The sequence below is a fragment of the Staphylococcus sp. HMSC063F05 genome (assembly GCF_001837075.1).
Classification (GTDB): Bacteria; Bacillota; Bacilli; order Staphylococcales; family Staphylococcaceae; genus Staphylococcus; species Staphylococcus epidermidis.
The window spans coordinates 55,952-77,072 of the sequence record NZ_KV831337.1 but is presented as its reverse complement, the minus strand read 5'-3'; the positions used below and the strand labels follow the sequence as shown (position 1 = coordinate 77,072).

General features: G+C 31.7%; 17 protein-coding genes. 7 read left to right on the top strand and 10 right to left on the bottom strand.

The window, feature by feature from the left end; translation table 11 throughout:
* Positions 1-223 precede the first annotated feature (223 nt).
* Positions 224-340, bottom strand: coding sequence for an SAR1012 family small protein (locus HMPREF2576_RS12630; RefSeq protein WP_353616739.1), 117 nt, complete (start codon positions 338-340; stop codon positions 224-226).
* A gap of 103 nt (positions 341-443) precedes the next feature.
* Complete coding sequence (locus HMPREF2576_RS06045; RefSeq protein ID WP_001831694.1) at positions 444-659, bottom strand: TM2 domain-containing protein; 216 nt, start codon at positions 657-659, stop codon at positions 444-446.
* 230 nt (positions 660-889) lie between these two features.
* Between HMPREF2576_RS06045 and HMPREF2576_RS06040 the strand changes: the two genes are divergently transcribed.
* Positions 890-1,447, top strand: a complete 558-nt coding sequence (locus HMPREF2576_RS06040) for a GNAT family N-acetyltransferase (protein ID WP_070856288.1) — start codon at positions 890-892, stop codon at positions 1,445-1,447.
* Between the two features lie 351 nt (positions 1,448-1,798).
* Here HMPREF2576_RS06040 and HMPREF2576_RS06035 read toward each other — a convergent pair whose 3' ends face one another.
* Positions 1,799-2,737, bottom strand: a complete 939-nt coding sequence (locus HMPREF2576_RS06035) for a 1,4-dihydroxy-2-naphthoate polyprenyltransferase (protein ID WP_001831680.1) — start codon at positions 2,735-2,737, stop codon at positions 1,799-1,801.
* 178 nt (positions 2,738-2,915) lie between these two features.
* On the opposite strand from HMPREF2576_RS06035, the gene HMPREF2576_RS06030 reads away from it, so the two are divergent.
* From HMPREF2576_RS06030 to menB, 4 genes are read left to right on the top strand one after another with little or no spacing between them, the layout of a single operon-like run.
* Positions 2,916-4,277: an isochorismate synthase gene (locus tag HMPREF2576_RS06030; protein ID WP_002439285.1), complete on the top strand. Its 1,362-nt coding sequence runs from the start codon at positions 2,916-2,918 to the stop codon at positions 4,275-4,277.
* Complete coding sequence (gene menD, locus HMPREF2576_RS06025) at positions 4,264-5,937, top strand: 2-succinyl-5-enolpyruvyl-6-hydroxy-3-cyclohexene-1-carboxylic-acid synthase (protein WP_002485270.1); 1,674 nt, start codon at positions 4,264-4,266, stop codon at positions 5,935-5,937. Before HMPREF2576_RS06030 ends, menD begins: the two co-directional genes overlap by 14 nt.
* A complete protein-coding gene (gene menH, locus HMPREF2576_RS06020; protein ID WP_002439289.1) occupies positions 5,924-6,727 on the top strand; it encodes a 2-succinyl-6-hydroxy-2,4-cyclohexadiene-1-carboxylate synthase in 804 nt (267 codons plus the stop codon). The genes menD and menH overlap by 14 nt, the downstream gene beginning before the upstream one ends.
* The gene (gene menB, locus HMPREF2576_RS06015) at positions 6,720-7,538 is read left to right on the top strand and encodes a 1,4-dihydroxy-2-naphthoyl-CoA synthase (RefSeq protein WP_002485272.1); all 819 of its coding nucleotides are present in this window, start codon (positions 6,720-6,722) and stop codon (positions 7,536-7,538) included. Before menH ends, menB begins: the two co-directional genes overlap by 8 nt.
* Before the next feature lie 344 nt (positions 7,539-7,882).
* On the opposite strand, the gene HMPREF2576_RS06010 is transcribed toward menB, so the two are convergent.
* Together HMPREF2576_RS06010 and HMPREF2576_RS06005 are read right to left on the bottom strand one after the other, a co-directional pair.
* Positions 7,883-9,067 (bottom strand): aminotransferase class I/II-fold pyridoxal phosphate-dependent enzyme, encoded by a 1,185-nt coding sequence (locus HMPREF2576_RS06010; protein WP_002485274.1) that lies wholly within the window; start codon positions 9,065-9,067, stop codon positions 7,883-7,885.
* A 142-nt stretch (positions 9,068-9,209) separates the two neighbouring features.
* Positions 9,210-10,217 carry an acyltransferase family protein gene (locus tag HMPREF2576_RS06005; protein WP_001833065.1) on the bottom strand — a complete coding sequence of 336 codons (1,008 nt, stop codon included), beginning with the start codon at positions 10,215-10,217 and terminating at the stop codon, positions 9,210-9,212.
* A 153-nt stretch (positions 10,218-10,370) separates the two neighbouring features.
* Here HMPREF2576_RS06005 and HMPREF2576_RS06000 point away from each other — a divergent pair, with 153 nt between their 5' ends.
* Positions 10,371-10,790, top strand: a complete 420-nt coding sequence (locus HMPREF2576_RS06000; protein WP_001831691.1) for a MarR family transcriptional regulator — start codon at positions 10,371-10,373, stop codon at positions 10,788-10,790.
* 239 nt (positions 10,791-11,029) lie between these two features.
* On the opposite strand, the gene HMPREF2576_RS05995 is transcribed toward HMPREF2576_RS06000, so the two are convergent.
* The 4 genes from HMPREF2576_RS05995 to HMPREF2576_RS05975 all read right to left on the bottom strand — a co-directional run bounded on the left by HMPREF2576_RS05995 (position 11,030) and on the right by HMPREF2576_RS05975 (position 18,030).
* A complete protein-coding gene (locus HMPREF2576_RS05995; protein ID WP_001831665.1) occupies positions 11,030-15,037 on the bottom strand; it encodes an N-acetylmuramoyl-L-alanine amidase in 4,008 nt (1,335 codons plus the stop codon).
* Between the two features lie 240 nt (positions 15,038-15,277).
* Positions 15,278-15,700, bottom strand: a complete 423-nt coding sequence (locus tag HMPREF2576_RS05990) for a GNAT family N-acetyltransferase (RefSeq protein ID WP_001831666.1) — start codon at positions 15,698-15,700, stop codon at positions 15,278-15,280.
* 573 nt (positions 15,701-16,273) lie between these two features.
* On the bottom strand, positions 16,274-16,744 hold the full coding sequence (locus HMPREF2576_RS05980; RefSeq protein ID WP_001831729.1) for a DUF2538 family protein: 471 nt from the start codon (positions 16,742-16,744) through the stop codon (positions 16,274-16,276).
* A 47-nt stretch (positions 16,745-16,791) separates the two neighbouring features.
* Positions 16,792-18,030: an LCP family protein gene (locus HMPREF2576_RS05975; RefSeq protein WP_001833067.1), complete on the bottom strand. Its 1,239-nt coding sequence runs from the start codon at positions 18,028-18,030 to the stop codon at positions 16,792-16,794.
* Between the two features lie 806 nt (positions 18,031-18,836).
* On the opposite strand from HMPREF2576_RS05975, the gene HMPREF2576_RS05970 reads away from it, so the two are divergent.
* The gene (locus tag HMPREF2576_RS05970; protein WP_002439305.1) at positions 18,837-20,039 is read left to right on the top strand and encodes a serine hydrolase domain-containing protein; all 1,203 of its coding nucleotides are present in this window, start codon (positions 18,837-18,839) and stop codon (positions 20,037-20,039) included.
* Positions 20,040-20,195: 156 nt separating this feature from the next.
* Here the strand turns inward: HMPREF2576_RS05970 and rihC are convergent, their stop codons facing one another.
* Entirely contained in the window at positions 20,196-21,104 is a 909-nt protein-coding gene (rihC, locus tag HMPREF2576_RS05965; RefSeq protein ID WP_001831704.1) for a ribonucleoside hydrolase RihC, read from the bottom strand.
* Positions 21,105-21,121 lie beyond the last annotated feature (17 nt).

Here is a 21,121-nt window from a genome sequence, read left to right as displayed (position 1 = left end):
TTGATAATCCTAAACTAATATTGAATACTAAAGTTAATAATAAAAGTTTAAATCAATATTTAATATTTTAGTAAATTAAGAATGAAGAAAATAAGAGAAACGTACCAAAGATGTAGTTCGATAAGTTGAGCAATTGGCGTGTGCATAACAATACAAAAAGAATATTTTTGGCAACGGACAATATAAAAAACGGAATTGCTAATCAATTCCGTTTTTTATATTTCTATTTGTGATTGTTTTTATTGCTATCGTTAGAATTTTTGAAAATAAGGTTTCGTATCATTTTGACAATATAACCGGAAACTAAAATTCTAATAACTCTCTTAATAATATTCTGCATGTTAACTCCCCTTATATTTTGTTTGATATTTTATACCCAGTTTTTGTAGGAGCTAAAAGTAAAATTTGTTATTTTGGAAAATATGAAGAAATATTTTTAGATGTTATTTTTTATCAAAAGTTATGTAGCCGTATTCATCTGCTTTTTTAGTAAAAATAACAATGATAGCATGAATGATTGCGACAACACTTGGAATGCCAGTCCAGAAAAAGACGAGATGTAGAATACCTTGTCCAACTTGGTCGGCATAAAATTTATGCACGCCCAGACCACCTAAAATCAATGCAACTATAATATAAATTGTTTTGTTAACTTTCATTATGTCTACCTCCGTATGGTTATTTTAGTTTTTAGTCTTATCTTTATTTTTACAGATAATTATTTAGTTTATCAAAGTAAAAGTATTAAAGAAGATGTTATGATATAAAGTGAAGGTTTCAATTTATAGTGATTGTTTAATTTTAAGATGTCAACATTATGTCGTATTTATTTTTTATTTAGAAATTGAGTATAAACTTTAGCTATCAATATCTAAAAGGGGAGTCAAATGTGATTAGAAAAGCGAAAACGAGTGATAATCGACAGATTGCAGAGTTATGTTACCTTATTTGGAGAGATATGGAATTAGATATTACCAAGGAAATAACTAAAGATCGTATTATTGAAGCGATAGAATTAAGTATTATGAATGTGAGATATCGGTCGTTTTATGAGCATATTTGGGTATATGAGAAAGACGGGGTTGTTGCTGGATGTGTAATTGCGTATCCTGGGAAAGAGGAAATGGATTTTGAACAACAATGGCTTAAGTTACCACTTGAAGAAGATATCCTTCAGTTAGGTACACCATTACCTGAAAAAGAATCATACGATGATGAAATATATATAGAAGCAGTAGTAACGACTCCAAAATATCGAGGACAAGGTATTGCAACACAACTTTTAAAGTATGTAATTTCCACTCATGCACATGAAAAATGGGGATTGAATTGTGATTATGATAATAATAAAGCACGCCACCTATATCACAAATTAGGGTTTAAAGAGGATGCGACAATTCGTTTATATGGCCATCAATATTTTCATATGACATTGAATAATAAGTAACATCACATCATAATGAAAGGTGTGTGATGTATATAAATGAATAAACATTAATTTTGTTTACAGATTGAATTTTTATAAATGGTTTCAGTGGGGCATAAGTTATAAGCGCGTTGTCTAAACATACTCCGAACCCCAACTTGCCTTGTCTGTAGAATTTCTGTTTGAAATTTTCTATGTTGGGGCCCTGAACCCAAACTAGTCTTGTCTATTGAATTTTTGTTTGAAATTCTGGGTTTAGACAATTGTTGAAATAACTTGATAGAAGTATGTTTTTAAATTTAATTGTTGTCTGTCTTTGCAATAAAAAAGCCTGGGGCATTATTATTGTCCCAGACTCATTCGTGTGAAAGTTTAGATTGCACCTAAAAGTGCACTAATATAGATTCCTAATGCATACAATAAACCAAAGAATGTATTCGTTTTACCTGTCGCAGCCATCGCAGGCATCATTGTTTCAGGTGTATCATTTTTATTAAAACGTCTCACTGCTTTAATAGGCATTGGGAATGATAATAAAACTAACAAGTAAAATAGTGATCCCGCAGGTTTAAAAAAGGCTGTAATGATGACAATGATGTATGCGATGGCATACATTATTGCCATAAAAATAACTGAAGCACGTTTACCTAAAAGTATAGGCAAAGTTTTTCTACCGCTAGCCTTGTCTTTAACACGGTCACGAATATTGTTACCCATATTGATTAAACCAATTGTGATGACTATTGGAATACTTAACCATACGGCATATCCTTGAACATTACCGGTTTGTATGAAAAATGAAAGTAGTATGATAATCATACCCATAAATAATCCTGAAAATAGTTCACCAAAAGGTGTCCATGAAATTGGAATAGGGCCACCGGTATATAGATAGCCAATTGCCATACAAACTATGCCTACTGGAATAATCCAGAATGAGCTTTGTATTGCTAAAAAGATACCTAAAAGTGCTGCAATGATGTAAAAAGCAATTGCTAAATTCATTACTTGTTTAGGACTCATACCATTACGTACAATAGCGCCACCAATACCCACAGAGGTATGATCATCAAGACCTTTTTTAAAGTCATAGTATTCATTAAACATGTTTGTTGCAGCTTGAATTAACAAACATGCAAGCAACATAGCTAAGAAAAGACTGAATTTCAGATGGTCTTCGCTACCGAGTAAATATATTTTAGCTGCTGCAGTACCAACGAGTACAGGGACAACAGCGGCTGTTAAAGTATGAGGTCTCATCAATTGCCAGTACTTCTTAACAGTGGAATATTGTTGATATTGATCTGACATGATATGCACAACCTCTTATTTATATAGATTTATCATCAACATTTTAAATGAAACACCAGTAAAGGTCAATCAACGTGAAAAATTGCATGTTTAGTTTAAGCATTAATAACTACATAAAAGATTAAAAATGATACAATATAATAATGAGTAAAATTCGGAGGAGAAAGAAGTGAAAAAAATGGATGTGAATGTAGACGAACAGGCAATCGTCGATAAGTTATATGAAAGTACAAAAGATTGGGTTTCAGTTGAAGTTGAATTAAATAAAACTATGAAACCTAGTGTGTTGTTTCATTTAACTGAAAAAGATGCTGGGGACCGTTTTTACATGCGCTTAAATGATAATTATTCTTCGTATTTTGGATATCATGCTATTCATAGGTTTAAAAACGACTTTGAGAATAAGCAATCCATTTTTAAGGACTGGGAAAAATTAAAAAATAATATTGAACTTATTCATCCACATAATAAATATCATCATCTTAGATTGTGTGGCGGTTTTCAATTTTCGAGTCACAAATCAGATGATGAATGGAGAGAATATGGTTTAAACCATTTTGTTTTACCTAAAGTATTAATTTCTAATGAAGGTACGCGTACTTATCTAACTTATACAACAAAGCGACAAGATTTTGATTTACAAGCATTTAAAACTTTAGTGGCACATTTTGAACAAACAACCATGGATAACCCTGAGGAAGCACTTGGAGATGTGACGCGTATGGAAGATATTTATAAGGATGATTGGCGTGATCTCGTAAAAGAAGCGATTGATACGATTGACGACAATAAAAAAATCGTTCTCGCACGTCGTCGTTTAGTCAAATTTGATAAAAAAATCAATATTCCATATGTTTTAAACCGGGCTCTTGAAAATGAAAAAAATAGTTATATATTTTTATTAGAAGCTAATCAGTCAATATTCTTTTCTCAAACGCCTGAGCAATTAATCAAAGTTGAAGATGGTGTTTTATCTACAAAAGCTGTAGCAGGTACCATTAAACGTACACATAATGAGCAAATAGATAATAAGAATATAGAGGCATTTCTTAAAGATAAGAAAAATTTAGGAGAACATCGTTTTGTTGTTGAGAGCATCTTAAATGATATTGAGCCTTTTGTACAGGATGTAGAGTACAATGAAACGCCTAATATTTTAAAAAATGATCATATGTATCATTTATATACGGAAATCAAAGCTAATTTAAATGACAAATCATACATTGGTTTAATCGATCGTTTACATCCTACACCTGCGTTAGGTGGCTACCCTAAAGAAGAAGCGCTTGATTTTATTGAGAATAAAGAGTTTGGTACTCGAGGTTTATATGGCGCGCCGGTAGGCTATATTGATGTTTATGATGATTGTGAATTCATTGTTGCTATACGTTCTATGCTAATTAAAGAGCAACAAGCGACTTTATACGCTGGATGCGGCATTGTTAAAAATTCGGATCCTGATAGTGAAGTTGCTGAAACTGCAGTTAAATTCTCACCAATGATGAACGCCTTAGGAGTAGATAATAATGATGAATCATAGTGAAGCTTTAACTGAACAAGTATTTTCATTTGCTTCAGAGCTTTATGCTTATGGTGTAAGAGAAGTAGTAATTAGTCCAGGTTCACGTTCAACACCATTAGCACTTGCTTTCGAAGCACATCCAAATATTAAAACATGGATTCACCCTGATGAGCGAAGTGCTGCATTTTTTGCTTTAGGTCTTATTAAAGGTAGCGAAAAACCTGTAGCAATTCTTTGTACATCTGGAACAGCCGCTGCGAACTACACACCCGCTATAGCTGAAAGTCAAATTAGTCGTTTGCCTCTCGTTGTTTTAACGAGCGACAGACCGCATGAACTGCGCAGTGTGGGTGCACCTCAAGCAATCAATCAGGTAAATATGTTTAGTAATTATGTGAACTTTCAATTTGATTTGCCGATTGCTGATGGAAGTGAACATACAATTGATACAATTAATTATCAAATGCAAATTGCAAGTCAATATTTATATGGACCACACCGAGGACCGATTCATTTTAATTTACCATTTAGAGAACCACTAACACCAGATTTAGATCGTGTCGATTTATTAACATCTGTAACTAAAACGTTACCTCATTATCAGAAATCGATTTCGGTAGATGATATAAAAGACATATTACAAGAAAAAAATGGTCTCATCATTGTCGGAGATATGCAACACCAAGCTGTTGATCAAATATTAACGTATTCAACTATATATGATCTGCCAATCTTAGCAGATCCCCTTAGTCAGCTTCGTAAAGAGAAACATCCTAATGTTATAACCACTTATGATTTATTGTATCGAGCAGGATTAAATTTAGAAGTAGACTATGTCATACGTGTAGGTAAGCCAGTTATTTCTAAAAAATTAAATCAATGGTTGAAGAAAACCGATGCGTATCAAATTATTGTGCAGAATAATGATCAAATTGATGTATTTCCGACACCACCTCATATATCTTATGAGATTTCAGCAAATGATTTTTTCCGTTCATTAATGGAAGAACCACTTGTTGAACGAAAAAAATGGTTACAGCAATGGCAATCACTTGAACAACAAGCACGCATTGAAATAAGTGATTACTTAAAGCATGCGACAGATGAAGCGGCATATGTAGGGAGTTTAATTCAAAAACTTACAAAAGAAGATACATTATTTGTTGGAAATAGTATGCCAATTAGAGATGTCGATAATTTACTGTTTGATAGTGAGGCATCTGTATACGCTAATCGGGGTGCCAATGGAATAGACGGAGTAGTTTCAACTGCGCTAGGTATGGCGGCACATAAGAATGTGATATTGCTTATTGGTGATTTATCTTTTTATCATGACATGAACGGTTTATTAATGGCCAAATTAAATGAACTTCATATTAACATTGTATTAGTTAATAACAACGGAGGAGGTATCTTTTCATATTTACCTCAAAAACGATCGGCTACAAAATATTTTGAGCGATTATTTGGAACACCAACAGGCTTAAACTTTGAATATACTGCACTGTTATATGATTTTACATTTAAGCGCTTTGATAATTTGACTGACTTTAAATATGCTGAATTATCTAAAATGGGTTCTCACATGTATGAAGTTATAACCAATAGAGACGAAAATTTGCATCAACACCAAAATTTATATCAGAAATTGAGTGAGATTGTTAATGTTACATTATAATTTTTATGAATCTAAGAACCAAAGTAAGCAATTATTGGTGATGTTGCATGGTTTTATAAGTGATGCTACTACTTATCATTCACATATAGAACGCCTCGTAGAACATACAAACGTGCTCACAATTGACTTGCCTGGCCATGGCTTAGATACTTCATCTATGGACGAAGTGTGGGATTTCCCGTTTATTACACGTCAACTTGATGAAGTTTTAATACAATATCAAACATATGATGTGTTTCTTCTAGGTTACTCTATGGGTGGCCGGGTAGCACTTTATTATGCTATACATGGTAATGAAACGCTATCAGGGTTGCTCTTAGAGAGTACTTCAGCAGGTATTCAAAATGAGACGGATAAAGTAGAACGTGCCCAAGTAGATGCTGCACGTGCAAAAGTACTTGAAATTGCTGGTTTAGATATTTTTGTGAATGATTGGGAAAAGTTACCACTTTTTCGTTCGCAGTATAATCTAGCACCTGAGATACGCCAAAGTATTCGCAATAATCGCTTGAATCAAGATGCTAATAAATTGGCCAAAGCACTTCGTGATTATGGTACTGGTCATATGCCTAATTTATGGCCACATCTATCATTGATACGCATTCCTACTTTAATTTTAGTAGGGGAAAAAGATAAAAAGTTTGTTCAGATAGGACAACAATTAGAGAATCACTTACAAGATAGTCATAAAGTTCAAATTTCTAATGTCGGACATACAATTCATGTGGAAGATAGTACGGAATTTGATACAATAATATTAGGTTTTTTAAAGGAGGAGCAAAATGACTAGACAGTGGGAAATACTTAGAGAATATGATGAAATTAAATATGAATTTTTCGAAGGGATTGCCAAAGTAACGATTAATCGTCCAGAAGTAAGAAATGCATTTACTCCTAAAACAGTTGCTGAAATGATTGATGCATTTTCACGTGCGCGTGATGATCAAAATGTATCAGTAATTGTATTAACTGGTGAAGGGGACAAAGCGTTTTGTTCAGGTGGAGATCAAAAAAAACGTGGACACGGTGGTTATGTAGGTGAAGATGATATTCCTCGTTTAAATGTATTAGATTTACAACGTTTAATTCGTGTGATTCCTAAACCAGTAATAGCAATGGTTAGAGGCTATGCAATTGGTGGAGGAAATGTACTTAATGTTGTTTGTGATTTAACAATCGCTGCAGACAATGCTATTTTTGGACAAACTGGACCAAAAGTAGGCTCATTTGATGCTGGGTACGGTTCTGGCTACCTAGCTCGTATAGTTGGCCATAAAAAAGCAAGAGAAATCTGGTACTTATGCCGTCAATATAATGCACAGGAAGCTTTGGATATGGGCTTAGTGAATACTGTAGTTCCATTAGAACAAGTTGAAGACGAAACAGTTAAATGGTGTAAAGACATCATGCAACACTCACCAACTGCTTTACGTTTCTTAAAAGCAGCAATGAATGCTGATACTGATGGTTTAGCTGGTTTACAACAAATGGCTGGAGATGCGACTTTACTTTACTATACTACTGATGAAGCGAAAGAAGGACGTGACGCGTTTAAAGAAAAACGTAATCCTGATTTTGACCAATTCCCTAAATTCCCATAAGCAATATGTTGAATAATAGACTGGTTTTGAAATGCATATTATAATTACAATTCTAATCTAGTTACTGAATAGCAATTATTTAAAATCGCCTAAGACACGAATTATGTCTTAGGCGATTTTATTATTTCATTGGAATTAATAAGTATCAGTAACTATTAGCAAAATTGGGAGATATAAGTAATCACCAATGTAAAAAATGAAAATGTACTATTTAAAGTGGATGCTCACGATTTGCGAGTGTAAATCTCAGATAAGCGCACACACTTGATACATTTAAACCTATTGTTGTGTGGGCTTGGTACACTCATAAATTTCAATTCAGGAATAAACGTTTGCCAGACGATTTATTTAGTTGGAGTGGTCATTTGCTCTGGATAATGTTGCTGTAAATAATTTTCTAATCGATGCATTCCTTTTTTTAATGTTTCCATATCATAAGCATATGAAATTCGAATATACCCTTTGCCAATATCGGTGAAGGAAGAACCAGGAACCATAGCTAAGTGTGCTTTCTCCAACACATCAACACAAAATTCAAAATCGTTTTCCGTAAATCTTTTAATACTAGGGAAGATGTAAAATGCGCCTTCAGGTTGAGCAGTTAATTCGAAGCCTAATGATTCTAATTTTTCTTTCAGGTAATTACGACGTTCGATATAATCACGATTCATGTATAGAGGGGCATTTATCCCTTCATTTAAAGCGGTAGTACAAGCAATTTGAGCTGGTACATTTGCACAAATACAATTGTAAGCGTGCATAAAGGTTAATTTTTCAATTAAATATTCAGGACCAAGTAAAAAGCCGATTCGAATACCTGTTGCAGAATGGGACTTACTCAAACCACCTATAAGTAATAATTGATCTCGAATTTCTGGAAATTCAGCAAAAGATGTATGTTGTTCTTTAAACGTATTTTCAGCATAAATCTCATCACTGATTATAAAAATGTGTTTGTTTACAAGTGTGTCTACTATATTTTTGACTTCAGAGCGTTCGAGTATTACACCTGTTGGGTTGGTAGGGTAATTTAGAAGTATAGCTTTAGTTTTATGCGTTAGATGCGACTCAATCAGTTCAGGTGTTACTTTAAAATCTGATTGTGTGGTATCTATATATACTGGATTTCCACCTAGAGTTTCAACTAATGGGATATAACCAGCGTATATCGGTCCTGGAATAAGTATATCATCGCCAGGCTCAATAATGCTTCTTAACGATGTATCTAATGCTTCACTCGCACCATTAGTAACGATGATTTCTTCCTCACTATAAAGGAAATTATATTTTCGTTTAAAATATTGGCTAATAGCTTCGCGTGTTTCAAATAAACCTTTGTTATGAGAATAACTTGTTTTATCGTTTTTGATTGCTTTGATATAAGCATTTTTGACCACATCTGGCATAGGAAAATCGGGTTGTCCAATTGTTAAATTAACACAATCGTCAATCGCTTTAATTCTATTAGAAAATTGACGAATACTAGGGGCTCTTAAAAATTTTGAACTTGAATTTAATGATAATTTCATTTGCTAAAACCTCTCTATATAAAAATACCAAAATGTAGTATTTAAATTGTTTAAATAGTCTCATAATTCTTTCAAATTATTACTATCATAACATATTTTAATCTCTACATTTTGGTGATTTACTGAATTGTTTTATGAAATTTTAATTTTTAAATTGAGAGGGCCTTTTTAAATTAATGAACGGATTCGTCCATTTGCAAACCCATTTTGAAGATAATATTAATACAATCACACTCGCACTGATAAATAAATAAAGATAGGTAAAGATAGAAATCTGATCCTTAAATGGATATAAATCAAACCCGCGAATGACTCCTATAACGATACCGTGTAATAAATAAACAAACATTGTGCGCTGTCCTATATATGTATAAATACGCTTAGTTTGTGGCATTAGATTTAGAAATGCACACATAGTTAAAAGTATAATGATATAGAGTAATAAGCGTTTTAGAGGACTATAAACATCCTCCCCGTTACTTTCTAAAGAAGTATAAGGTGTACTTCCTAATAACCAATCTCCATTAATAGGATGGATTGTGTATCCTATAAAGAAGGTAATCAGAATGATTATTGAAATGGGGATCCATTTTTTATTTCTAAGTTTTTCCGTATGTGATTGTGTAACCAAATGTCCTATAAAGAAGATAGGGAAGAACACAATGGTTCTTGATATACTCATATAACTATCGATATTGCCAGAGAAACCAGCTAATACAGAAACAAGTATGGATATGAATAATACAATATACGGATTATACCTTCTCACTATAACTAAAACAACGTGAAAGAAAAAAAGGGTGAGTAAAAACCACAATGCAAAAACCGGATTAAATGGGTCTAATTGAATTGCATCTTCTTTACCAGTGAAATAGTAATAAAGTGAGAAAAACGCAAAAAATATTACATAAGGAAGAAGTAATTTTTTTGCAATTTTTTCTAAATAGTTAGGTTTATCTAAATTCTTAGCAAAATAGCCTGAGATAAACAGAAAGGTAGGCATATGAAAGCTATATATTAATAAATATAAAGCTTGTAAAAATTTATCTTCAGATGTATAAGGCTGTAATAAATGTCCTAATACGACTAGAAATATCAATATTGCTCGAGCATTATCGAAAAAATAATCCCTATCTTTGATGGCTGTCATAAACGCTCTCCTTTTTTACAATTTAGACATACTCTAATGTAGTATAAAAATAGGTAATGATGCAACGAATTTGTGCAATGTGTATATTTGTATTGTATAATTTATAAATAAGGCATATAATATTATTAACTTAATATAGTGGAGTAGAACAACATGTATAAACAACTTGAAAAACTTATCACACTGACAAATAATGATTTGAATTTAGTTAATAGACGCTTTGGTCAACGAACTGACATTACTTCTGAACAATTAGAGTTACTACGTATTTTATATAATTATGATCGTTTATCTCAATACGATTTAACTATGAAGATTAGTAGGGAACAATCAATTGTATCAAGATGGATTAAAAAGTTAGTCCAAAAAGGTTATATCATGAGTCAACAATCTCATGAAGATTTACGATGTAAAGAACTGATATTAACTGAAGAAGCAAGGGCTTTAATTCAGCAAATCAACACGGCGAGATGCGAGTTAATTGAAGCGAGATGTCAATGTCTATCTTCAGACGAAATTGCAAGTTTAAATCAATTATTAAACAAACTTAATAGTAGACACATTTTCATCTGATATATATCGGTTTTTAATTATGATGTTAAGTGTAAAATACATTCAATTATATATAAACATATAAAGCTAAGCAACTGAATTGTAATATTAAATTACATATAAGTGTGCTTAGCTTTTTTATATTTGAAAAAGTTTAATATTTAGCATATGTCATATTCGAAGCAGTGACAGGATAAATAATCATCAAAAAAGTAGGCAGCTCTACTTTCATGAACTATGAGAGCTGCCTTACTTCATATTTATTTGTATGTTGGAATTTCGAAGTACTTACCGACTTCACCAATTTTATCATAAAATTGTTTTAATACTTGTGCGTTGACATTTGCCCAATTAATATCAGTTGCATATTGATGCGTACCAGGGTTTGCAGGATTCCAACGCATTTTATATAGCGTATTTTGTCCTGCTTTCACGTATGAATTTCCAATGAATTTAGCGCCACCAATAATTGCTTTAGAGACAGAAGTCCATCCAGCATTTTTAGCGTATTTGATACCATCTACAAGTGCATTATTGTCAAATGCACCAATTCCAAAGACATTATGGTATTTGTGACCTGTTTTAGTTGTGAATTTACCTTTTGAAACATCTCCACCTTTAGCAAGTTGTGAAGTTCCATTACCTGTTTCTACTAAAGCATGTGAGATAAGATAAATTTCATTTAGACCATACTTACGTGCAGCTTGGCTAAATGCAGCGCCTTGGTTTTCAAGTACACCTTTGCCTTTTAATAATTTATTGAGAGCTTGTGCTGACAAGTATTGTGGTTGATCTAAACGTAAGAATTGATATTTTAAGGATGAATCATTAGCTAAACGCTTTGTATCCATAGCATTTTTAATTTGACTATAATTAGCATTTGACCATTTCAAAGGCTCATTTTGTACTTGTGGTTTATATTTAAGACGAGATTGGATATTTATCGCGTTATTTAAAGTCATTCCAGTATATGCATATTTAATTTTTTCCTTAACTAAGTCAGTTGATTTTATCCAAACATATTTACCGTCTAAAAGTTGACCATAGTACCATTTAACGCCATTAATATTTTTTTGCTTAATGACTGTGAAAGTTTGTTCATAATATGGTTTTAAAGAATATCGGTTTGCTTTTGTTGGATCCATATAGAAATAACTTTTACTATTATTGATAACAAAAGTATAGTTATATGGTGTTGATTGAGCGTCAGTACTGTTTTGGATTAAATCCTTAGCAGCAATCCATCCTGTTCTGTTATTGACTGTACCGTATAGATATAAATCTTTACCAACGTAAACAGCTTTGGAAGCATTAAATGCTTGATTAGCTAGCGTATTAGGTGCTAGTAATTGTTGGTTTTTAGTACCCCAAGCAATAGAATATAGACCATTATTTGTAGGTTTTACTGAATATTTACCTATAGACTGAGTTTGTTTTCCGATATTTTGAGTTGTCACATCATTGATGTTTACCCATCCTAATGGAGTATTACTTGTTCCATCTTGAAGTAGTACATACGTGTTATTACCTTGAGTACGTTGTTTATTGATAAGGAATGTACGGTTAGCGTATTTCGTACCACTTTTGGCTGTTTTATCATATACAGATGCTCTTATTCCAGAATTATTAGCTTTCACTTGAGCAATTTGATTTACAGTTTGTGTAGATGGTTTTACTTGTTTAGGTGCTGGTGTTGATTGAGTAGACAAAGCTTGAACTTTTGATGGTGCAGTTAAATAGTATTTACTAATCCAACCAGATTTACCGTTCACTGTACCATAAAGATATGTTGCTTTATCAATTTGTTGTTGTTTAGTTGCTTTAAAAGTTTGATCGCCTTTACCTGAAACTGTTCCAGCCACTTGATTATATGTGCCCCAAGGTACTGTGTGTAATTTAACACCAGGTTTGACGTTGTATGTTTGATTGATTTTTACAGGTGATTTAGCTGTGTTGTAAATGACCTCATCTTGTTTTACCCAACCATAATTTGTACCAGTATTATAATCACCAACAAGATAGAATTTTTTATCACCAAGTGTGGCAGCTTTCGTCACTGACAATGTACGTTGGATTTGATTTGTTGTCTTTCCTTTAGTGTCATAAACTGTAGTATATAAGCCACTATTTTTTGCATTGATTTGAGCAACACCACTATTGTTAGTCACTGTTAATTGGTTGTTTGTTGAAGGTTTAGTTGGATTGCTAGGTTTAGATGCTGTAGTTAAGTAATATTTACTAATCCAACCAGATTTACCATTCACTGTACCATAAAGATACGTTGCTTTATCAATTTGTTGCTGTTTAGTTGCTTTAAATGTTTGATTTCCAGTACCAGATACTTTGCTAGCAACTTGTTTTGGTGTACCCCAAGGAACTGTGTAAAGTGTTGACCCTGCTTTAACATTATATGTTTGATTCACTTTTACTGGTGCCTTAGCAGTGTTATAAACAACATCACCTTGTTTAACCCAACCGTATTTTTTACCGCTATTGTAGTCTTCAACTAAATAGAATTTGTTATTTCCTAATGTTGCAGTTTTAGTAACGGATAGAGTTTTTTGTACTTGATCAGTCTTATGACCTTTACTGTCATAAACAGTTGTATATAAGCCATTATTTGTTGGTTTAATTTGAGCAACACCACGATTAGCAGACACAGTTAACTTATTATTAGTTCCTCCTGATGGTTTAGAAGGTTGTGACGGTTTTGTAGATGTTGTGCCCCAAGGTGCTACTTGCTTCGTTTTAATTAAATATTTTTCATAAATTAAGTCATATAATTCTGCATAGCTATAATTGTGACTTCTTAAATATTGGTGAGGGTCAGCGTGATCAGTACCTCCTAAGAAGTTAGAGATAGCAGCATGTGTCCAAACTGTTCCTCTTCCATCGTTTTCAGCGCTATCAGGTTTTAAATTATAATATTGCAATTGCGTTGCAGCATAATCAGCGTAGTTGTTCATTGAACGTGCAAATGAATCATAATCATGTGTATGGACGATTTCAACATTGATAAAACGTTGATTTCCATATGGACCTGCACCCCAAGATAAGTAATCTGTCGGAGCTGTTTCTATAATTCTATTGCCATCAACAAATGCGTGTACGAATGCATTTGTGTAATTACGTTTCATGAAAGCAATCTCGCCATCGATTGTTGAGTTATCATTTGCAGTATCATGAACAACGATACCTTCAGGACGTCCCACACCGTTTCTATAGCCATATTTAGGGAAATATGACGTATAATCTTCTTCAATTCTTGGTGCTTTCATATTCTTTTTACGAATATAGTTATTTATTGAAGAATTAACCTTTGGTGTATATTTCGGTAATGATGATGTTTTTTGACTAGATACAGAATAAACTGTTCTCGGTTGAGCAGTTGCACTAAATGGGGTGAATTGCTTTGTATCTATAGTCGCTTGATTAGATGCCGTTTCTTTTTTTACAGTATTAGTTGTTACACGTTGAGCTGGTTCTTTATATTTATATGAAGTAGTTTGTTTAGATGTAGCATTCACATTGTTTAATGAGATAGGCTCTAAATGGTCTGTTGAGCTATCATCGTCTTCATCATCGTAATCGAAATTATAACCAGATGCGTTTGTATTTGATACTTTAGGTGTAGCAGTTTCATTTTGTTCAGAAGTTACTTGCTGACTTTTTTGTTGGCTTTCATTATCATTAGAAGCAGTTTGAGTTTCAATTGCTTGATTTTCGGAAGGTTGACTTGCAGTCATCTTCTTGTCTTGTTGTTCATTATTTGCGTTAGCTCCTAAATCTTTCTCATTTTCTTTTGCTACAGATTGTGTCTCCTGTAATTGATTTGTATCAGTGGATGTTTTATCTTCTTGTGTCAAATCATTTGTTTCTTCTTGTTGATTTTTTGTAACAGAATTCGTTTGATTTTGATTCGCATCATCTGTTGATAAAGATTGTTGCTTTTGATTTGATGAAATTTCATTATAAGTACTCATTTCATCTAATGATGCATCATATGTAGTACTTTGTGTGTCTTGTTTAGGTTGAACTTGGGTAGGGTCTTGATATGTTTGTGTACCAGATACATTTGTAGTTGATTGTGTAACTTCGCTTTTAGCTTTTTCTGCTTGTTTGAGGGCAGTTTGATCATCTAATACATTTTTATGATTAGACTGATTCTGTGGTTGTTCAGCAGCATTTGCTTGATGTGCAGTAAAAGCTGTGCCAAATAACGTTAAAGCAACCATAGACGGTAATTTGTAATTGAATTTTTTCGCCATTTATTTCTTACTCCTCGCATTAATATGATTTGTTTCAATTATAATCTTTAAGGCTTAACACTGTATGGCTTTTAACATATTTGTAATGTAATTTTAACCTGTGCCTCAAATAGAAATATTGTTTTTTTATGCTGGGAACATTGTCAAATCACTATTTACGTTTATTATAAGCTTGTAAGCTACATAAAGATTATTACAATTTTTAAAATTGCTAAGTTTGTATATAGAATGTAAATCAATTTATAAAAACTTATTCATACTAATATGATTTATATTTTCTTCTAAGAATACTTTACCAAAAGGTGAGTAACCTAGTTTTAAGTAAAAGTCTCGAGCTTGTAATTGAGCATTCATAGTGAGTTCATTGTATTGGTGTTTTTTTGCAATTGTTTCAATAGCATGTATTAAATTTTTACCGTACCCAAGACCACGATACCACTTGATGATTGCTACACGTTCAATTTTACAAATATGAGTATTTAAAGGTCTAATTCTAGCAGTTGCCATAGGAACACCATTTATATATCCCACTATATGGAATGAGTAATCTTCATATTGATCAAATTCATTTTCGAGTGGTACGCCTTGTTCTTCGACGAAAACACACTTTCTTATTTCAAAGCAATCATCTAGCATCGTTTGGTTTTTTGCTATTTGAAACACAGTATCACCTCCATTTTCACTGGTTTTTCCTTAAAAAATTATTTTAACCATATTGAAAATGAAAATTTATAAAAAATGGAATAAAGCAGGTTCATTATAAATTCATAATTAGTTCATCACCAAAAAAAGAATGAGTCAGGTACATGTCGTGAATATCATTTGTGGGGATAAGAACTGAAGTTTCTATTGGTAAAGTAAGTTGAGTCTTATTATAATCTTTATACATAAGGAACTTCGTTAATTTATTTTAGTGATATTTATTAAATTTTACGAAAGGGCCTTATTTTTTAAAGTATTTCAATGTGAAATTACATATAAACATAAAGTATTTTGGCGAGACTCTTGAGGGAACAGGTCAAGCTGAAGACTACAGGCTGAAGCTGTCCCCTAAGAAAGCGAGAAAACAATACGAAGTATTATAAATAAAGAAGCCAGTAAATGAATTTATAGAAAACTCATTTACTGGCTATTTTGCTAGGAATTATATCCTAACCTCACTCTGATAATTAGAAAAATATATAATTTATAAACCAAAGAATTAAGAAACGATACGTTTATTACTAATTGATAGTATTATAAAGCCTCTTTTCTGACGATAGCGCAGTATTGCCAAAAAATACGTAATTGGGCAATATTCCAATTGTTCATGCCCATAGTAAAACCTGAAGGCTTAAATATATTTACATCAGTCACTTCCAAAGCGGCTGCAATAAGATATTGAAGGGGCACACTGATACTTTTCATTGTATCAGAAAGTCCATTTTCATCATAAACCCAGGTAAAAGGTAAATCAGACTCAAACACATCAACCTTATTAAATATTTCAGGTAATGCAAGAATGTAACATGCGCCATCTACAACGGGATTATCTAAACTATCCTTGTAGTAGATCAAAAGCGCTTCATAATTTTCTCTGTGTTCATGGTTTACATAGAAAAATTCATTCCTAAATAATGCCATATCTTTACTATGAATGATTTGTTGTTCAAGTACGTTGAACATACCATTAATATTAGCAATTTTTTCATATGTTTTACGACTCATATTTGCGCTCCTTTTAAGTATATTTACTACATAAGTTTATATAGCTTTTATTGTGCGTAAGGATAATTGTCATTATTTATCATACCATTTTCACCATTGGTTTGATTGTTGTCTTGTTGATTTGGGTACTGTTCGTTTCCGTTTAAGCTATTTTGGTCTGTTTGTTCGTTAGTTTGATCTTCTTCATCATTATTTTGTGATGAAGAATCAGACTCTTTCTGACTATCAGTCGATTCCTTTTGGTTCTTACGCAATAAGTCTTCATCTAATTCTGTTAAGGGTACGAGTGAACCATATCGTTTAATGACTCTTTGATCTAAGAAATCGTTTTTGTTTGTTATTTTAGATAAATCTAAATCATTACGTAAAAGATTTGAATATTCCATAATACTTTTTACGCTTGGGTGGTAATAGTATATATCATTTAAGTAGTCATCCTTACCTTTAAGTTGTGATGTTTTAATTTCAGTACTACCACCAAGATACATTTTGGCTAGAGACTTAATTTCTTTTTGAGTTAAATTATGTTTAGCATTTTTCCCTACAATACTAATAACATTGTCAAGTTTATCTATAGATTTTAAATTTTGAGCTTTTTGGAACAATATTTTAATAAGTTCCATTTGTCTTTGACCACGTTTAAGGTCTGAATCATGGTGTCTAGTTCGAGCTACAGCTAATGCTTGGTCGCCGTTTAGCTTTTGGTATCCTTTTTTTATTTTAATTCTACCAGTATCATCACTGTTAGGTTCATTTAAGTTATATGGTACGTCATAATATATACCACCTAATTCATCAACTGCTTCAACAAAGGCTTTCATATTAATACGCACATAATAATCTACCGGTACATTCATTGTTGCTTCAACTGAGTCCATAGCAGCAAGAGGTCCACCATATGCATGCGCATGTGTTATTTTATCGTAATAGCCAACTTTAGGTATATAACTGATAGTATCTCTAGGTATGCTAAGCATTCTTATTTGATGCTTTTTCTGATTAAAAGTAGATAATATCATAGCATCTGACCTAGAATGTTCTACACTTTGCCCGTTTTTTTCTCTACCTTCATTATCGTCTATACCTAAGAATAAAATTGATATAGGTTGTTTTTCAGGATCAACTTTTGAATCTCTTAAAGTAGACTTTCGTTGAGAATCTTTAGTGTTTTGAGATGACTCAAATGCCGATTCTGAACTTTGATATAATTGAGTAGCAAAAATAATTGGAACAACGAGGAGACCAAAAGATAATAATATTAAAAAATATTTTATAAATTTGTTCATTGTTAGTACTCCTAGTTAAATTTTAAATATTTCACAAATGATTGATACATAAAAAGTTATGATTTATTAAGTACACTATAGCCTTAAATTGTATTACTTTATTAATCAAATTACAACTCTCATCAACATTTTATTGTTACAAAATATTATTGACGAATGATTATAAAATTGAGTTAAACAACTTATTGTTTAACTCAATTTTCATATAGTACCAAAGTACTATAGATTTATTTTTAAATAAGTGTATTATCTAATTAAAGTGATTTCTTTATAGCTTTAAGTTATAATAAACTTTAGCTTAATAGCTACAAATATTGTTATAACAAGGTGCAGACGGATTAGTTGTTCAAAAATAATATCTGTAAGTAATATTTCTGATTAAGAATCTTAAATTTGATAATCAAAAAAGTATTTACTAATTAATTTAGTAGTTAGATATATTATAACGTTCTTGAACAAGTATTTGTATTCGTTGACATTATGAATATCATAATATTAGTTGCATTGTAATTCTTAAAAGTAACTGGATGTGTCACAGATAACCAAAGTATTATTAAATTACAGTTAAAGTATTTAAAATCTTTTAATCGTTTAAGTGTAGTCGTATGATTAAATAAAAAAGTCATTATCATTTTAGCTAGGAAAATATATAAGCATTTATTTCAGATATCTCATCAGATAATTATTTATTCAAGTATTGTGGGTATTAATTCTTAAAAATGATAACGAATAATATAATATATTGATATATGATGTGAATAGTCAACAAAATTTTAAGACATTAAAGTGTGAGGCAAACAATAAAGATGAAATTAAATAAATTTAAAATCGTATTTTTTATTATCGTATTATTAACTTTAGTCGTGTCAATAGGTATATTAGGTGTTGAATGGACAAGACACCTAGAATTAAAAAAACAAACGTTAAGTCAAGAAAGTGGAAATACGAATTATATAGAAAAGAGAGATAAGACTGTTGAGAAACCTAAAAAAATAAAGACTAAATATGATAAAAAAGATCCTACTTCCAAATCGATAAACAAATATTTAGAAAAAACTCAATTTAATGGAACTGTAGCTGTATTTGATAATGGAAAAGTTAAAATGAATAAAGGATATGGTTATCAAGATATAGAGAAAGGCAAAAAGAACACTGCAAATACAATGTATTTAATAGGATCAGCGCAAAAATTTACAACAGGTTTAATGCTGAAGCAACTTGAAGTCGAAAATAAAGTGAATTTGCAAGATTCAGTCACTAAATATATTCATTGGTTTAAAACAAATAAAGAAATTACAATTAAAGATTTAATGTTACATAAAAGTGGACTATATAAATATGAAGCTTCAACTAATATCAAAAATTTAGAACAGGCTGTTAGAGCAATTCAAGCTCGAGGTATTGATGATACAGTTTATCATAAGCATCAATATAATGATGCTAATTATTTAGTTTTAGCTAAAGTTATTGAAAATGTTACTGGAAAACCATATGTTAAAAATTATTATGAACGATTAGGTAATAAATATAATCTCAAACATACTGCTTTTTATGACGAGAAACCTCTTCAAAGTGAGATGGCAAAAGGCTATAAGTTTAAAAATAATACTTTTTCATTCCTTAAACCTAATATATTAGATCAATATTATGGAGCTGGTAATTTATATATGACGCCACATGATATGGGCAAATTAATTTATACGTTACAACAAAATAAAATCTTTAATGCACGTCAAACTCGACCTATTTTACATGAATTTGGAACTCAAGAATATCCAGAAGAATATAGATATGGTTTTTACATAACTCCGTATTTAAATAGAGTCAACGGGGTATTCTTTGGTCAAATTTTTACTGTTTACTTTAATGATCGGTATATTGTCATTTTAGGGACGAATGTAAGTAATACACCTGGATTAGTGAGTAATGAAGACAAAATGAGACACATTTTCTATAATATTCTTGACCAGAAAAAGCCTTATAATACAGCAGGTGTTAAAGTTGAGTAATTGTAATTTTGTTAATAATGGATTAGACTCGTTATTCCATATTTACAAGGTTAGTCTTCAATAAATTATATATAACGAATGCCCGGAACTTCAATCTGAAGTGTAACCGGGCATTTGTTATATGATTAATAAAATAACATTCAAATTGCAATTTAATTATTTACAATAAGAAAGGGCGTTTAAGAATAAATCCTCATACTGTCTTTCAACAGGACTTAAAACAACTGTACAATTGGGATGCTCCATATTAAAGTCTACCACTGTGGCTCCCCTTGTAAAGTTGCCATTTAATTCTATTTGAGTATACGCCTCCTTGACATTAAAGGCTTCTGGATCCAACAAATATAATATAGTGAATACATCGTATAATTTAAATCCTATTTCAAAATCTTCACTCTTATAGTGCTGAAATAAATTATATAACATGTTTGAAGTTGCATTTGTATCTTTGAAGTCTTTTACAAAATGGTGAGTAAACAATGCTTCACGAGCCAAATCAAGACCAATCATAGTCAAAGGTAATCCAGAGTTAAATACAATTTGAGCAGCTTCTGGATCACAATATATATTAAATTCAGCTAAAGGCGTTACATTACCTCTACCGGTACTACCACCCATTAAAACAATTTCCTTAATAAATGGTTGAACTTCGGGATAACTAGTTAAAAGAATAGCGATATTTGTTAGTGGACCTATGGCAATCAAGGTTAAAGGTTCTTGAGTATTTACTAATAGATTTCTCATTGCTTCAACTGCATGAATTGATGTTAAATCATCTTGATTTATTTGTGGAAACTCGTAACCATCCATACCAGACTCACCATGAATTGATGTAGCTTCAAAGATGTCATTAATCAATGGTTGGGATGCCCCTCTATGTACAGGAACAGAACTATTAAAAAACCTTTTTAGCTTTAATGCATTTGCTGTCGTTTTCTCAATACCTACATTACCATTCACAGTTGATATCATTTTAACGTCAAATTGAGGGTGTGAAAGTGCGATACTAATTGCTGTAGCATCATCTATACCAGGATCAGTATCAATTATAATGGGAATAGACATATCATCATCTCCGTATT

Excerpts from the sequence above, each read along its gene's own strand:
- HMPREF2576_RS12630 (WP_353616739.1), bottom strand. The coding sequence starts at position 340 with ATGCAGAATATTATTAAGAGAGTTATTAGAATTTTAGTTTCCGGTTAT.
- HMPREF2576_RS06045 (WP_001831694.1), bottom strand. The coding sequence starts at position 659 with ATGAAAGTTAACAAAACAATTTATATTATAGTTGCATTGATTTTAGGT.
- HMPREF2576_RS06035 (WP_001831680.1), bottom strand. The coding sequence starts at position 2,737 with ATGTCAGATCAATATCAACAATATTCCACTGTTAAGAAGTACTGGCAA.
- HMPREF2576_RS06030 (WP_002439285.1), top strand. The coding sequence starts at position 2,916 with ATGGATGTGAATGTAGACGAACAGGCAATCGTCGATAAGTTATATGAA.
- menD (WP_002485270.1), top strand. The coding sequence starts at position 4,264 with ATGATGAATCATAGTGAAGCTTTAACTGAACAAGTATTTTCATTTGCT.
- menH (WP_002439289.1), top strand. The coding sequence starts at position 5,924 with ATGTTACATTATAATTTTTATGAATCTAAGAACCAAAGTAAGCAATTA.
- menB (WP_002485272.1), top strand. The coding sequence starts at position 6,720 with ATGACTAGACAGTGGGAAATACTTAGAGAATATGATGAAATTAAATAT.
- HMPREF2576_RS06010 (WP_002485274.1), bottom strand. The coding sequence starts at position 9,067 with ATGAAATTATCATTAAATTCAAGTTCAAAATTTTTAAGAGCCCCTAGT.
- HMPREF2576_RS06005 (WP_001833065.1), bottom strand. The coding sequence starts at position 10,217 with ATGACAGCCATCAAAGATAGGGATTATTTTTTCGATAATGCTCGAGCA.
- HMPREF2576_RS06000 (WP_001831691.1), top strand. The coding sequence starts at position 10,371 with ATGTATAAACAACTTGAAAAACTTATCACACTGACAAATAATGATTTG.
- HMPREF2576_RS05995 (WP_001831665.1), bottom strand. The coding sequence starts at position 15,037 with ATGGCGAAAAAATTCAATTACAAATTACCGTCTATGGTTGCTTTAACG.
- HMPREF2576_RS05980 (WP_001831729.1), bottom strand. The coding sequence starts at position 16,744 with ATGAGTCGTAAAACATATGAAAAAATTGCTAATATTAATGGTATGTTC.
- HMPREF2576_RS05975 (WP_001833067.1), bottom strand. The coding sequence starts at position 18,030 with ATGAACAAATTTATAAAATATTTTTTAATATTATTATCTTTTGGTCTC.
- HMPREF2576_RS05970 (WP_002439305.1), top strand. The coding sequence starts at position 18,837 with ATGAAATTAAATAAATTTAAAATCGTATTTTTTATTATCGTATTATTA.
- rihC (WP_001831704.1), bottom strand. The coding sequence starts at position 21,104 with ATGTCTATTCCCATTATAATTGATACTGATCCTGGTATAGATGATGCT.